The sequence below is a fragment of the Desulfovibrio fairfieldensis genome (assembly GCF_001553605.1).
Taxonomy (GTDB): Bacteria; Desulfobacterota; Desulfovibrionia; order Desulfovibrionales; family Desulfovibrionaceae; genus Desulfovibrio; species Desulfovibrio fairfieldensis.
Genome location: NZ_CP014229.1, coordinates 1,592,642 through 1,605,147, shown reverse-complemented (window position 1 = coordinate 1,605,147; position 12,506 = coordinate 1,592,642). Strand labels below are relative to the sequence as shown.

Below are 12,506 nucleotides of genomic sequence, written 5' to 3'. Positions count from 1 at the left end.
CCTCGTTTAGCCGGCGTCGGTCACAATGCCGGTATCCAGCCAGTAGCCTTCGTCCAGTTTCAGGGTTTGCAGACGGATTTCCAGATCGCGGCGGTCCACGCTACGGCCTTGGTTGTCCGTAATGGCATCAATGCTGAATTCGCCTTCGCTACGGCGTTCCTTGTCGTCGTCCGTGCGCGGGGCGTCATCCCAGACGTCCTCCACGCGCAGGCGTACTTCCACCGTGTAGGGCAACCGCCCGGAAGCGCGGGAGCGGGCCTCCTCGCTGGCAAAAGCCAACAAGTGATAACGCGTGGTGGGCCAGCGTTCGGTGTCCAGCTGGCGGTAGCCGATGGACAGCGGGCCGCTGAAAGCCACCTGGCGGCTCTGTTCCGTGCCGTCCTTGCTTTCCACATCCACCTCAAACCAGACCTTGGGACGTTTGAGCTGGCTGTTGATGTCCATCTCGCCGATATAACGGGCTGTGGATGTCAGGTGCAACGCACCGGAATCAAAGGAAAAGCCCTCCAAATGGCCGTCGGCCAGGGCGCAGAGAATGGCCCCCACCACAACCGTGGTTTTGGGGTCCGTGATTCGACCCAGGGCGTCGGCAAAAGGATACCAGCTGCCCACATGATACTGGCGCATGGGAATGATCCTGTCCGGCGGCACGGGCAGCTTGGCGAGCACCGGCGCGATGACGCCCTGCCAGGCGCTGGGGCGTCCTGTGAGCAGAAGCACATCACTGTCGTACAAATGGACCAATTCGCAGAGCGCGGACAGGGTGGGACCCAGGGTGGCGCGGATAGTGGCGTCCACCGCGCGCGGGCGGACCTGAATGGGCACGTCGAGAATATTAAAGTTTTGGATGAAGGGCGCCGCGCGGCGCACCAGGTGATCCACGGCACGCAAAATGGCGGCCTGAGGCCGGGGAGCGCGTACGACCGGAGTGAAGCCGCCGCCACCTTCGTCATCCGGGGAAGGAGCGGCGGTGGCCGCGGCCAAAGGATCCGGCTCAAAAAAGTCGCCCAGAACGCAGCTGTAACTGTCGTCCCGCATGTCCGGATTCTCGCAGGCGGCCAGCAGGCCCAGAGCCACGGGCACGGCGATCTGGCGCACCAGGCGCACGCGGGTATTTCGTTCCTCCTGGGACATGCCGATGGCGTCGCGTCCGAACAGCTGGCCCAGCAGTCCGCGCGGTTCCGCCAGGCCCTGCTTGACCAGAGCTTCGCCGATGGCCGGGATGACGTGATTTGCGACAACTTCACGTAAAACTTCATCACCCGCGATATTAAAGCCGTCGCGGAATTCCGTATGCGGCACGATACGGGCCGTGTCGCCCTCGCCGCTGGCCAGCTCATAGGTGGTAATGGAGAGATCCGTGGTGCCGCCGCCGATGTCGATGGAGGCAACGCGCACGCAGGGATGATTGCCGTAGGCGGCACGCGGTTTGCCCATCAGCCGGAAAAGATGGTGGGCGTCGCCGTGCTGTTTGACGGCCAGCTCATTGTAGAGCAGGACCAGCTGCGAACAACTGGCTTCGTCCCAGTCGCAACGCACCTGCGGGCTCAGGCGGTAATCTCCGCTCTGGCCCTTGTTCTGTTGCTGGGGCAGATACCATTGGCCCCAGCCCAGGGCGTCCCAGACCACCCTCACGGCCCAGAGCACCCAGCGGCGGAAAATGCGTTTTTCCGCCACGGGCATGGCCGTGGGCACGGTGAAAATCAGCCGCCGCAGTCGCCGGGGCAGATTGGGCAGTTCCCGCCGTGCCCGGGTGGCCGGGGAATTGATGGTCACCAGGGCCTGGGTGAGGATCTCGCCCATCATAAAGAGCATCAGGGACGAACGGGTGAACAGGGACTCAAAAATGGGCTCGGCCTGTTGTTTTTGCAGGGCAGGGCTTTTCTTGAACAGCGGATCGTCAAAGCAGGCCAGGGGCGTGCCTTGGGGATTGAGCTGGCGGGCGAACAGCCCGCGGCTGACCATGGGCTCGGCCTTGCCGCCGGTGTTGTAGCGCCAGCTCTGCTGCCAGGGGCGCTCGTCCCAGAGATAGCGTTTGGGGCTGGACATGCCGGTGGTGCCTTCAGCGCAGACGGCCTGGGTTGCCAGGCGCGCGGCCTCCGGCCCGATACGCACGGCCGCAGGCCAGGCAAAGGCCGGGCTCTGGCGGCCCGAACGCCGGGAAAGGGCGTCGTTGCCGAAAGCCGCGTCCACAAATTCGACGCGGGTTTCAAAGGGCTCGGCGTAGATCCGGTCGGGCTGGCTGAGATCACGCAATTCCAGCAGATAGCTGTCATTGAGATTGGTGACGCGCTGGGGCAGGGTTTCCACCAGTATGCCCGTGGTGCGGGAATTGCCGATATCCAGAATCAGGTCCACATCCACCGGTGTGTCGCGGTCCGGATTGATGACTTGGGCGGCCAGATCGTCGAGAGCCAGGCGCACCACTTCCAGCCAGGTCAGATAGCTGGCCAGGTGTTCAAGAACATAGGGCGTTTCCTCCTGCCAGGAGCCGCGCCCGTGGTGTTTGCCCTGCCGCCAGGCGCTGTAAATGCCGGAAAGCCATTCATCCACCCAGGCAGCGTTGAGGAACCAGGAATTGTCGCGCACCTGACAGGCCAGCATGAAATGTCCGTGGGCCGCCACGTCCTGCGGCGAAAGGGCGTAATATTCCTCTCCTTCGGCGGGACGCGGCTCCACGTTGGTGTCAAAAGCCAGTACGACGCGCAACCGGCCGGGATGCTGCTCCGAACGCATGATTCTGGCCCGCGCCCAGTTGGAGGGGCCGCATTCAAAGCGCCTGCCGCCGTCGGGCCAGAGCTGGTCCAGGGTGCGCAGAAAGGGAATGGGCAGCCAGTGTCCTTCCCAGACGTCCAGGGCGCGGCGGGCGTCCATGTCGTAGTCGTAGTCGCAGGGCTGGCCGGTCAACTGGTCCACAAAGCCGTTTTCCGTTTCCACCAGGCAACGCAGATGGTGGGTATAGCGGCCCCCGGCGTCGCCCTCCTGCTTTTTTTCCTCGCGGAAATAGCGGCGCAGGCGGTGGATGGCTTCCTCCGGGAGGGCGAAATCCAGAAACTGCGGGCAGCCGCCGGGAATGATGCTGACGGGCGAGAGATAACGGGGAATGGCGTCCATGCTTATTTCCTTCTGAAACGGGCGTCCCACTTGTGGCGGGCCCCGCCCAGTTCATTGCCTTTGCACTGGGTGCTGCTTTCACTGCCCGTGCACTCCACTTTCTGGGGCACATAGGTGCCGCCGCGCGGGCAACGGGCCGGATCGGAATCAAAGAGCAGGCGGTTGCCCTGGAAGCGCGCGCTGGCCGAGCCACTGCAGACCTGTCCATTGCGTTCGCGCACGAAACGGCGGCCCTTGCCGTTCTTGTCAAAGCAGTATTCGGCAATGATCGGCTCGTTGGAAGGATGCGAATACAGGCCCGTCTCACTGGTCCAGCAGCCTTCCAAAAAGGTGAGGTCGTTCTTTTTGGCCGCATCGCTGGGGATGTTCAGGTCCTCGTTCTTTTTGGGCGCTGGCCTGGGGGCAGGAGGTTCGGGCTTGGGCTCCTGCTTTTGGGGCTTTTCCTGTTTGGGCTTCTCAACCTTGGGTTTTTCCGGCTCCGGCGGGGTTTCACCCAGGAAGGGTTCCACGACTTCCGGTTCCTTTTTGGGTTCTGTGGCCGGTTTTTCCGGTTCCTTCGCCGCCACCGGCGGGATCACGGGCTTACAGAGGGCCGCGCGTTCCTGCAATTGCTGCCAGAGTCGGGCCAGCTCGTCGTCCAGTTGAGCGGCGCGGCTTTTTTCGGTTTCCAGAGCCGCTGTGTCCGTTCTGAAGCAGGAGGTCGGAAGAGGCGAGGGCAGAATGCCCAGAGCCGCCAGCAGCAACCAGAGCAGAAGCAGGAGCAAAAGCAGGGGCAACAACCAGGGCAGGCAGCCGCTTCGGCTCGGGGGCGGCGGAGGCGTGGGGACGGCCACTGGCGCGGGGGGCGGTACGGCCCCCAGGCGGGAAAGATCCTCGGGTTGGGCGCCCACGGCTCCGGGCGCGAAACCCCAGTTGATCAGGACCGGTTTGCCGCCCACGGACCAGAGATCATCTTCTGTCGGGTGCTGCAGGGCCAGTTGCAGCAGTTGGCCTGAAAGAGCCTGCCGGGCCTGGGCCTCGGCGGTCAGGGACCGGGAAAGGTTCAGGATATCCTTGGCGAGGCCGCCGGCTTTGGCGCGCAGGGCCTGGGCCTCGGCTTCAGGCAGTTCTTTGACGGGCCGTGCCTCTCCCTGGCCTGCGGCATACCAGTCCACATTGCGGCCTTCCGCGTCGTGCTGGGGTTCGGCCAGCAGGGCCGCGTGCTCCGGCCCCAGTTTCTGAAGCAGGATGGCCCGCATCTGGGCATAGCAATCCGTGGCGAAAATACCCTGGCTGGCAAGGGCCCGCATCTGACCGCGCAGGCTGACGGCAATCCGGGCGCTCATGGCTTGCCACCTCCGGCGGCTTTGGCCGCCGGAGCGGCGGGCGGGGCCGCCAGACTGAATGGAATCCCCACGGAACGCAGGTAGTCGGCCAGGCTGGCGCTGACGATAGCCAGGCTGGACTGGCGGTAGGATTCGTCGTCCAGCTTGATGAAGGTATTGATGCCCGCCACCTCGCCTTTGTCGTTGACCAGCGGGCCGCCGCTGTTGCCTTGGGAAACCGTGGCCGTGTGCACGATGAGCGGCGGATCGCGTTGCAGGATCACGCTCACCGAGCCGTCGGTATAAACGACTTCCGGCGCGGCGGCGGCATTGCCCTGCAAGAGGGCCGCGAATTTGGGATCATCCACGGTGACCGCGCCGGGGAAGCCCCAGGCGCTGACCCGTTCGGTGCGTTTGATGTCGGCGGCCAGCTTGAGCGGCGTGATCGAGGGCGCGCCCTGCACCTGAAGCACGGCGAAATCGCGTCCGCCGGACTGGGTAGTGCGCAGAACTTTGGCGGTCAGCAGGCCCCTGGTGGCTTTGTTGGTGACAATGGCCTGGGTGGCGTCGCCCACCACATGGGCATTGGTTACAATGTAGCCGGGAGCCACAAAAAAGCCGGAGCCCATGGAGAGTCCTTCCTTTCTCTGGGCCAGCACCAGTACCGTGCCCTGCTCCAGAAGTTCTGCCACGCTGGTCGGCGGGGCGGGCGTCGAGGCCTGCGGTTGGACAGCCGGGGGCGACGCGGGCGTTGCCACAGGAGCTTCAGGCGTGGCGGCCGGAGAAGGGGAGGGCGTGGACAGCGGCGGCCAGACCACGCCCGGCGGCGGGCTGAGCCTGTTCAGCTCGCGCTGGATATCGCAGGGGTCTTTTTCAAGCAGCAAGCGCAGTTGCCGTAAAAAAGCCTCGCGCGCCTCGTTGTTGTGCCGGGCTTCCGCTGTTTGTTTTTCCAAGGCCGCACGCCGGGCTTCCGCGCCCTGCCATTCCTTCCGGAGCAGCCAGGCCGCCAGCAACAGGAGGCACAGAAAAAGCAGCAGACCCCAGAACCAGGGTCGCCGGTACCAGGGTATCGCCACGGGCGGCGTCCGGGGCGCGACGTTTTCCATCGGGAGGGGCGTTGTACCGGCAGTGGAGCCGGAAGTCTTATTTTCGCCGTCTGTCATGCGCAAGCTCCACTTTCACAAGCTGCCCGGCAGGGCAAAACGCGTCCCGCCCGCAACGGAAGTGCGGAGCGGGACGGCGCGGGTCAGATCAAGAGATTGTCCACTGTCTGCTGATAGGCGTTCAGGCGCGAGTCCACATCCTGTCGCGTGCTTTCCAGTTCCTCGCGGGAGGTCTTCCACTGTTCGGCCTGGGCCGTGACGTTGCTCTGGCTCGGGGCCGGAGCCGGGCGTCCGGTCGCGCGCTTGCCGCTTTTGGCCGTGCTGGCGCGCTTGGCGGAGGCCGGTTCGGCGGCGGTGTATTGTTCGGCCAGAGCCCGCTGATATTCGCTGTCCTTCTGGGCCATGGTCGTAGCCGTGCTGTTCAGGATGAAGGACGTCTCCTCCAGGCCGCTGCGGATCTCATTGTAGCGGTCCTGAAAGTCCAGCCGGGTGATCTGTCCGGCCTTGAACTGATTGGCCGCCAGCTGAAACTGTTCGTCATAACACTTGGCCGCCACCTTGGCCGCCGCCGTGGCGCGGTTCATGCTGGCCGCTTCGGAACCCAGCTGGCGCGAATAGGCCTGAAGATAGGCCGCGTCCCGGTCCCGGGCCTGGGATTTGCCGTAAATGTTGCCGGCCACCGCGCCGGACACGCCGCCCACGGCCGCACCGGCCACCGCGCCTTCCACTTTGCCGGTAGCCAGGCCGCCGATCAGCGCGCCCAGCAAAGCGCCCCCGGCCGCGCCGACGGCGGTGCTGGTGCCGGTGCTGTTCTCATCCTGCCGCAACTGGGCCACGGGCTGGTAACACTGCGGATAATAGTTGACCTTGGTTTTTTGCGCGCCGTACTGGCTGGCGCAGCCGGTGAGCAGCAGGCTGCCCGCCAGAAGCAGAGCCAGGCCCGGAAGAAAAACGCGGTGTTGCATGGGACGGCCTCCTCGGATGCGGTTATGAAATACCCACGTATTTTTGCATTTTACTGCAAAGCAATGGTAAACGGCAAGCGGCAATCCTCTGTCGCGCCGACCGACGCCAGAGCCTGGTTCAGGCGCGCCGGAGCGCTCTTGATTTGCTTTTGGCACCTCACTGGTGTATGCATACATAGTTCCCATCGTTTTTCCACCCGTGGCTCACGGCGGTCGCATTGGACGCGGCCCGCCTGTCTGACGGGTCAACCCTGTTCAAGGAGTATCCCCAGATGAAAAAAGTTTTCAGCCTTGTTCTGGCCGGCGCTTTGATTCTGGCCGCCGCCACGGCTTTTGCCGATGCCAAACGCCTGACCCTGGCCACCGGCGGCACCTCCGGGGTCTACTTTCCCCTGGGCGGCGCCATCGGTCAGGTGCTCACCTCCAAAAGCAACGGGGCTCTGGCGATCACCGCGCAGGCCACGGGCGCCTCGGGCGAAAATATGCGCCTGGTGGAGGCCGGCGACGTGGATTTCGCCATCGTGCAGAACGATGTGGCTGACTCCGCCTTCAACGGCAAGGCCCCTTTCCGTACCAAGCTCGAGGACGTGCGCGCCATTGCCCGTCTCTATCCTGAATACCTGCACGTGGTCGCCAGTAAGGACAGCGGCGTGACCAAGCTGGAAGACTTCAAGGGCAAGAAGGTTTCCGTGGGCGCGCGCGGCAGCGGCAATGAAGTGAACTGCCGTCAGATCTTCGGCTTCTACGGCCTGGACTACAAGAACGTGGAGCCCATCTTTTTGCCCTACGGCGAAACCGCCGACCAGTTCAAGGACCGCCAGCTGGACGGCTTCGTCTTTACCATCGGCACCCCGAATCCGGCCATCCAGGACATCACCACGGCCCAGGAAGTGGTTTTCGTGCCGCTGGACGGGGCCAAGGCCGATGAAATCGTGGCCAAGTTCCCCTATCTGGTGAAGGACGCCATCCCGGCCAAGACCTACAAAGGCCAGGAAAATGCCGTGCCCACGCTTTCGGTGCAGGCCATTCTGGTGGCCAACAAGAATATGCCCGACGACGTGGCCTACGCCCTGACCAAGACCTTGTTTGAAAATCTGGGCGACGTTGCCAAGGCCCACAACAAGGGCGCGGAGATTTCGCTGCAGCATGCGGCTGACGGCGTGACCATTCCCTTCCATCCCGGCGCGGCAAAGTACCTCAAGGAAAAAGGCGCGTTGAAGTAAAAACCTCAGGGCGAGGGGCTTTCCCTCGCCCTGTTTCGTTTTAGAGCTATTTCAAACGCAAAATGCTGTAGACGATGACGGCCGGGGCGGGGCTTCCGCCCGATGCGGCCTGCGGGCGGAATGGACATGCCGAAATTTTTTTTGTACATGCCGACAGCTTTGCTGTGTCTCTGCACACTGCTCTGGGCAGGGGCAGCGCGGGCGGCTTCCCCGGACGGAGCGGACGGCGACCTGGTGCTGAAAAATGCTGACGGTGCTGTGCTTTTTTCCTGTCCGGCGCGGGAAGGACTGAGCTTCGGCATTCGTTACATCCATTCCGTGGCCAAAAGCCCGGTGGAAGACTGGTTCCGCGTCAGTCAGCAGACAATTTTTCTGGAAAAAACGGTTTATCAGGATTTCGGGGCGGGCCTGCCGCACACTCCGGGGCCGGGGCAGACCATGTCCACCGGCGACGGGCACATTGTAATCAGCGGTTATCACAAGGCGCTGCCTTCTTTTGATGTGCGCGTGGGGCGCATTGCGCAGCATACGCTGCTGTTGCCGCTGGAGGACGCGGCTGAAGGAAAATCCGCGCGCGGCATGACGCGCGAGATTCCTTTGGCGGAACTGGCTCCGCCGGGCAGCGCCGTCACCTTTACGCTGTCTCCACGCGTCCGCGCGGGGGTTGTGATCCGGTGAGCGGAATGGGTGCCGCCGCAGCGTATGACAACGTTTAGTTTTGAGGCAGGTAAGGATGAGCCATAAAGAGCGGATGAAGGTTATCGAACAGGAGGGGTCCGGAGGTTTTGCCTTGGAAGAGGCGGAAAAGCTGGATTCCGCCACGGTGGAAAAGGTGCAGGGCACCGTCGACGTTTCCGAAATCGTAGCCAAGTATGATAAGGAATCAGCCTATCGTACGTTCAGGGGCGGACTGGAAGTTTTTATCCGCGTGCTCTGCATCGCCCTTTCCGGATTCCATCTTTTTACAGCGGCCACCGGCGCATACCCGCCGCAAATCCAGCGCGCCGTGCACCTGGGCTTTGTGCTGGTGCTGATCTATCTGCTGTATCCGGCGCGGGCCACAGGCAGCAAGCATAAGCTCGCCTGGTACGACGTGTTGCTGGCCGCTGCCGGTGCGGCGGTCTGCGGCTATATCGTCTGGAATTACGACGTGATCGTGCTGGATGCCGGGCCGCCCACCGAGATGGACTTTATTTTTGGCTGCGCTTCCATTCTGTTGGTGCTGGAAGCCACGCGGCGCATCGTGGGGCTGCCCATCACCCTGGTTGCCGTCTGCTTTCTGCTCTACGCCAAGTTCGGCAATCTGATCCCCGGCATGATGGGCCATCCCGGCTTCTCGATGAAACGCATCGTGGCCCATATGTATCTGACCACGGAGGGCCTGTTCGGCATGCCGCTGGGCGTTTCGGCCTCCTTCGTCTTTCTGTTCATTCTGTTCGGCGCGTTTCTGCACAGTACGGGCCTGGGCAAGTTTTTCATTGACCTGGCTCTGGCAGCCGCCGGGCGCTTTGTGGGCGGCCCGGCCAAGGTGGCCGTGCTGGCGAGCGGCTTTTTCGGCACCATCTCCGGTTCTTCCGTGGCGAATACCGTGTCCACGGGCACCTTCACCATCCCTCTGATGAAAAGCGTGGGCTACCGGGGAGCTTTTGCCGGCGCGGTGGAAGCGGCTTCCTCCACGGGCGGCCAGATCATGCCCCCGATCATGGGCGCGGCGGCCTTCATCATGGCCCAGTTTCTGGGCGTGGGCTATGTGGAAATCGCCAAGGCCGCGCTGATCCCGGCCCTGTTGTATTATCTGGCCGTGGGCTTCATGGTCCACATGGAAGCCAAGCGCCTGGGCCTCAAGGGTATTCCCAAGGAACGCCTGCCGCGCGCCTGGTTCGTGCTGCGCCAGGGCGGCTATCTGCTCATTCCCATTTTCGTGCTCATCTATCTGCTTATTCAGGGCTATACGCCGCTCAAGTCGGCTTATTACTGCATTCTGGCGACCGTGATCATTTCCCTGGTGGCCAATAACTGGAAGGCCTGGGCCGGAGCCAGCTCCAGCGGCCTGAATGTCAGGCATTCCCTTGCGCAGTGCAACCGCCAGGCCGGGAAGGATATCCTGCAGGCCATGGAAAACGGCGGCCGCCTGGCCTTGGGCGTGGCCGCGGCCTGCGCCTGCACGGGCTTTGTCATCGGCGTGGTGACGCTCACCGGCGTGGGGCTCAAGCTGGCTAATGCCATTCTGACCCTTTCCGCCGGCAGCTTTGCCCTGACGCTCTTCTTCACCATGCTGGCCTCCATTGTGCTGGGCATGGGCCTGCCCACCACGGCCAAGTATATCGTGCTGGCCACCATTGCAGCCCCGGCCATTCAGACTTTCGGCGTACCCATGCTGGCCGCGCATCTCTTCATCATGTACTTCGGCATCCTGGCCGACCTGACTCCGCCGGTGGCCTTGGCCGCGTATGCGGCGGCGGGCATTGCCCGGTCGGAACCCAACGCCACGGGCTTTATGGCCGTTAAACTGGCTCTGGCGGGTTTTCTGATACCCTATATCTTCTGCTACAATCCGGGCCTGCTGATGATCGGCGCCAGCAATACGGAGATTGTTTTCATCGTCTGCACCGCAGCCGTGGGCATTGCCTCACTCTCCTTCGCGAGTGTGGGCTACTGGCTGCGCAACCTTTATCTCTGGGAACGCCTGGTGCTGGTGGCCGCGGCCATTACGCTGATCACGCCGGGACTGGTTACGGATATCATCGGCCTTAGCTTGATGGCGGCGGTCTATGTCTTGCAGAAGGTATTCAAGGAAGGGCCCCGGCATCCGGAAGCGGTCGCGGCGTAAGTCCGGCTTTGCGTCGAGTGACTGATCGAGGCGACGGACTGAGATAGTAGGCACAAAACTGCTCGCTGATCGCGTAACACGGATCAAACAAAGGGCGCGGCATCACTGATGATGCCGCGCCCTTTGTTTGATGATTCACGGCGTAATAACTGAAGGGAAAAATGCGGGATAATCAGAAACCAGACGGAATATATCGGGACTGTGTTTGCAATTTTGTTGCACAGGATGCAACGGAAAGAGGGGGCCGGAACCCCCTCTTTTTCATGCCGTGGAGACGGCCATCTGCTATACCATCCCCGCCACGTATTTAAGAGCGCGTAGCGTCATTTCCGCCGACTCCTCGCCGCCGGAATACTCCACAAATTCTTCCCAATGGTTTTCGATTAGCATGAGCAGGGCCGCTTTATCGATGGAATCAATTTTGGGCATTGAGGGCCTCCTTCACGGCCTTGCGGGCGGCTCCTGAAAGAGCGCGTTGCGCAGAGCGTAAAGCTATTTGCAGGCCGCCTTGGTACTTTTGGAAATACACTCCACCGGGTTTACCCGCTAACAGGCATTCCATAACCTCAATCGCCCGCACAAGTTCCCGCTCCAGTCTCTCATTCTCCGCCCGCAGCCGCAGCAGTTCGTCGATGGTGGCGATGACCACGTCAGGGGAGTTGGTCATGGTGGTCCTCCGTGGCGATGTAGGCTGCTTCGGCGTCATGTCTCGCCCATGACGTCCAATATTCTGCACTGTTGTCTACGTTGCCCGCCTTGGCCCATCTCCGAGTAAGATTTGCAACCTTTCTCGCCAGAGCAGCAATCATGCTTTGCATCAGTGCGTTCTCGGCCTGTAGGCGCTGAAGTTCGCATTCCAGCGGTTCAACGTGGACACTATAAACTACAACGGCTCTGCTTGTGTTGCACCGACCACATTGTGGCTCGTCATATGACACCCCGTTATCACAGGGATGTGGGCCCCCAATATGCCGAGCGATTTCGCCTACCTTGTTTTTTTGTTTATCAGTCATGGCTGGCCTCCGTGGCGTTATAGGCTGCTTCCGTGTGCTCCTTGCGGCCGCATACTGTGCGGCTGAAATAAGGGCATGCATGGGCTCGCAACGAAAGGTGTTCCGTGCGAGGAATTGCTCTTTCGGATCAGTCATAGGGTGTATCTCCCATCGTTACGCCGGGCAGTATGGTTTGCTTCTGACGCCGCCGGGCGCGTTCCTGGCGGATAATCTGGTACACGGTGGACTCATTCAACTTGTAGCGCGCCCGCAGCTCGGAAATATTGTTGCCGGTATACTCTTCATAGAGCCGCGCGTCCCGGCGGGCCTTGTCGAACGGAAAATAGACCGAGCCCCCGCCGAATTCGAGAGCGATGCGGGTAGTGACGCGCCTGCCCAGACGCTCGGTGCCCCGCCGGAGTTCCTCGTCGATGATGGCCTCGATCTGGTTGAGCAGTTCGGAACCGCGATTACTGATGGACCCCGCCATATATACCTCCGACCACGGCTCTGCCGTCCAGAACGGGCGGCGTGCCCTCGCCTTTCAGAATGGCGAGGCAAATGGCGCGTTTTTTGGGGTCATCACAACGATCAAAATGCTGTTTGAGTATCTCAATCACGGCCTGGCACTGTTTGACCGTGGCATCCTCCAATGTCCGACCGGTGAAGCGTCGAACATAGTTATTCAGGGCCTTTTCGGAGCGGTCCCTGACGATGCCGCAGTCGGCCATTGTGAGCCAGAGCGCGCGGATTTTTCTCGCTTGAGGATCGGCTACAAGCTCCTTGCCCTTGTGAAAGGGGCTTGGCTGAAAGCCCCGTGCCTTGAGTTCCTCAACCACGCGCCACTGCTCCTTGGCCGTGCTGCCCTCCAGCGACCTCTTGCCCAATGTGTCGAACAGAAGATTCCGGTAAGCCTCCTCATCCATGCCAAGCTGCGCCCTGGCCACGCGGATCATACCCATGAGAGACATACGG

11 protein-coding genes are annotated in these 12,506 nt (G+C 62.1%); 3 read left to right on the top strand and 8 right to left on the bottom strand.

Annotated elements, in window-relative coordinates; all coding sequences use genetic code 11:
• Positions 1 to 6 precede the first annotated feature (6 nt).
• The 4 genes from AXF13_RS06880 to AXF13_RS06865 all read right to left on the bottom strand — a co-directional run bounded on the left by AXF13_RS06880 (position 7) and on the right by AXF13_RS06865 (position 6,486).
• Entirely contained in the window at positions 7 to 3,114 is a 3,108-nt protein-coding gene (locus AXF13_RS06880) for a virulence factor SrfB (protein WP_062252172.1), read from the bottom strand.
• 2 nt (positions 3,115 to 3,116) lie between these two features.
• Positions 3,117 to 4,439: an SrfA family protein gene (locus AXF13_RS06875; RefSeq protein ID WP_062252171.1), complete on the bottom strand. Its 1,323-nt coding sequence runs from the start codon at positions 4,437 to 4,439 to the stop codon at positions 3,117 to 3,119.
• The gene (locus AXF13_RS06870) at positions 4,436 to 5,581 is read right to left on the bottom strand and encodes a S1C family serine protease (RefSeq protein ID WP_062252170.1); all 1,146 of its coding nucleotides are present in this window, start codon (positions 5,579 to 5,581) and stop codon (positions 4,436 to 4,438) included. The genes AXF13_RS06875 and AXF13_RS06870 overlap by 4 nt, the downstream gene beginning before the upstream one ends.
• 83 nt (positions 5,582 to 5,664) lie before the next feature.
• A complete protein-coding gene (locus AXF13_RS06865; protein WP_062252169.1) occupies positions 5,665 to 6,486 on the bottom strand; it encodes a YMGG-like glycine zipper-containing protein in 822 nt (273 codons plus the stop codon).
• A gap of 272 nt (positions 6,487 to 6,758) precedes the next feature.
• On the opposite strand from AXF13_RS06865, the gene AXF13_RS06860 reads away from it, so the two are divergent.
• From AXF13_RS06860 to AXF13_RS06850, 3 genes are all read left to right on the top strand, one after another.
• Positions 6,759 to 7,709, top strand: a complete 951-nt coding sequence (locus AXF13_RS06860; RefSeq protein WP_009301549.1) for a TAXI family TRAP transporter solute-binding subunit — start codon at positions 6,759 to 6,761, stop codon at positions 7,707 to 7,709.
• 126 nt (positions 7,710 to 7,835) lie between these two features.
• Positions 7,836 to 8,387, top strand: coding sequence for a DUF1850 domain-containing protein (locus tag AXF13_RS06855; RefSeq protein WP_062252168.1), 552 nt, complete (start codon positions 7,836 to 7,838; stop codon positions 8,385 to 8,387).
• A 55-nt stretch (positions 8,388 to 8,442) separates the two neighbouring features.
• Complete coding sequence (locus AXF13_RS06850; RefSeq protein ID WP_150116089.1) at positions 8,443 to 10,539, top strand: TRAP transporter permease; 2,097 nt, start codon at positions 8,443 to 8,445, stop codon at positions 10,537 to 10,539.
• 285 nt (positions 10,540 to 10,824) lie between these two features.
• Here AXF13_RS06850 and AXF13_RS17045 read toward each other — a convergent pair whose 3' ends face one another.
• The 4 genes from AXF13_RS17045 to AXF13_RS06830 all read right to left on the bottom strand — a co-directional run bounded on the left by AXF13_RS17045 (position 10,825) and on the right by AXF13_RS06830 (position 12,502).
• The gene (locus AXF13_RS17045) at positions 10,825 to 10,968 is read right to left on the bottom strand and encodes a hypothetical protein (RefSeq protein ID WP_190276385.1); all 144 of its coding nucleotides are present in this window, start codon (positions 10,966 to 10,968) and stop codon (positions 10,825 to 10,827) included.
• On the bottom strand, positions 10,955 to 11,206 hold the full coding sequence (locus AXF13_RS06845) for a hypothetical protein (protein WP_062252167.1): 252 nt from the start codon (positions 11,204 to 11,206) through the stop codon (positions 10,955 to 10,957). Before AXF13_RS06845 ends, AXF13_RS17045 begins: the two co-directional genes overlap by 14 nt.
• A 473-nt stretch (positions 11,207 to 11,679) precedes the next feature.
• A complete protein-coding gene (locus tag AXF13_RS06835) occupies positions 11,680 to 12,021 on the bottom strand; it encodes a Mor transcription activator family protein (protein WP_062252165.1) in 342 nt (113 codons plus the stop codon).
• Positions 12,002 to 12,502 (bottom strand): regulatory protein GemA, encoded by a 501-nt coding sequence (locus tag AXF13_RS06830; protein WP_062252164.1) that lies wholly within the window; start codon positions 12,500 to 12,502, stop codon positions 12,002 to 12,004. The genes AXF13_RS06835 and AXF13_RS06830 overlap by 20 nt, the downstream gene beginning before the upstream one ends.
• Positions 12,503 to 12,506 lie beyond the last annotated feature (4 nt).

What these genes read in the sequence shown, in the direction of transcription:
- AXF13_RS06880 (WP_062252172.1), bottom strand. Translation starts at nt 3,114, where the DNA reads ATGGACGCCATTCCCCGTTATCTCTCGCCCGTCAGCATCATTCCCGGC.
- AXF13_RS06830 (WP_062252164.1), bottom strand. Translation starts at nt 12,502, where the DNA reads ATGTCTCTCATGGGTATGATCCGCGTGGCCAGGGCGCAGCTTGGCATG.
- AXF13_RS06835 (WP_062252165.1), bottom strand. Translation starts at nt 12,021, where the DNA reads ATGGCGGGGTCCATCAGTAATCGCGGTTCCGAACTGCTCAACCAGATC.
- AXF13_RS06845 (WP_062252167.1), bottom strand. Translation starts at nt 11,206, where the DNA reads ATGACCAACTCCCCTGACGTGGTCATCGCCACCATCGACGAACTGCTG.
- AXF13_RS06870 (WP_062252170.1), bottom strand. Translation starts at nt 5,581, where the DNA reads ATGACAGACGGCGAAAATAAGACTTCCGGCTCCACTGCCGGTACAACG.
- AXF13_RS06850 (WP_150116089.1), top strand. Translation starts at nt 8,443, where the DNA reads ATGAGCCATAAAGAGCGGATGAAGGTTATCGAACAGGAGGGGTCCGGA.
- AXF13_RS06865 (WP_062252169.1), bottom strand. Translation starts at nt 6,486, where the DNA reads ATGCAACACCGCGTTTTTCTTCCGGGCCTGGCTCTGCTTCTGGCGGGC.
- AXF13_RS06875 (WP_062252171.1), bottom strand. Translation starts at nt 4,439, where the DNA reads ATGAGCGCCCGGATTGCCGTCAGCCTGCGCGGTCAGATGCGGGCCCTT.
- AXF13_RS17045 (WP_190276385.1), bottom strand. Translation starts at nt 10,968, where the DNA reads ATGCCCAAAATTGATTCCATCGATAAAGCGGCCCTGCTCATGCTAATC.
- AXF13_RS06855 (WP_062252168.1), top strand. Translation starts at nt 7,836, where the DNA reads ATGCCGAAATTTTTTTTGTACATGCCGACAGCTTTGCTGTGTCTCTGC.
- AXF13_RS06860 (WP_009301549.1), top strand. Translation starts at nt 6,759, where the DNA reads ATGAAAAAAGTTTTCAGCCTTGTTCTGGCCGGCGCTTTGATTCTGGCC.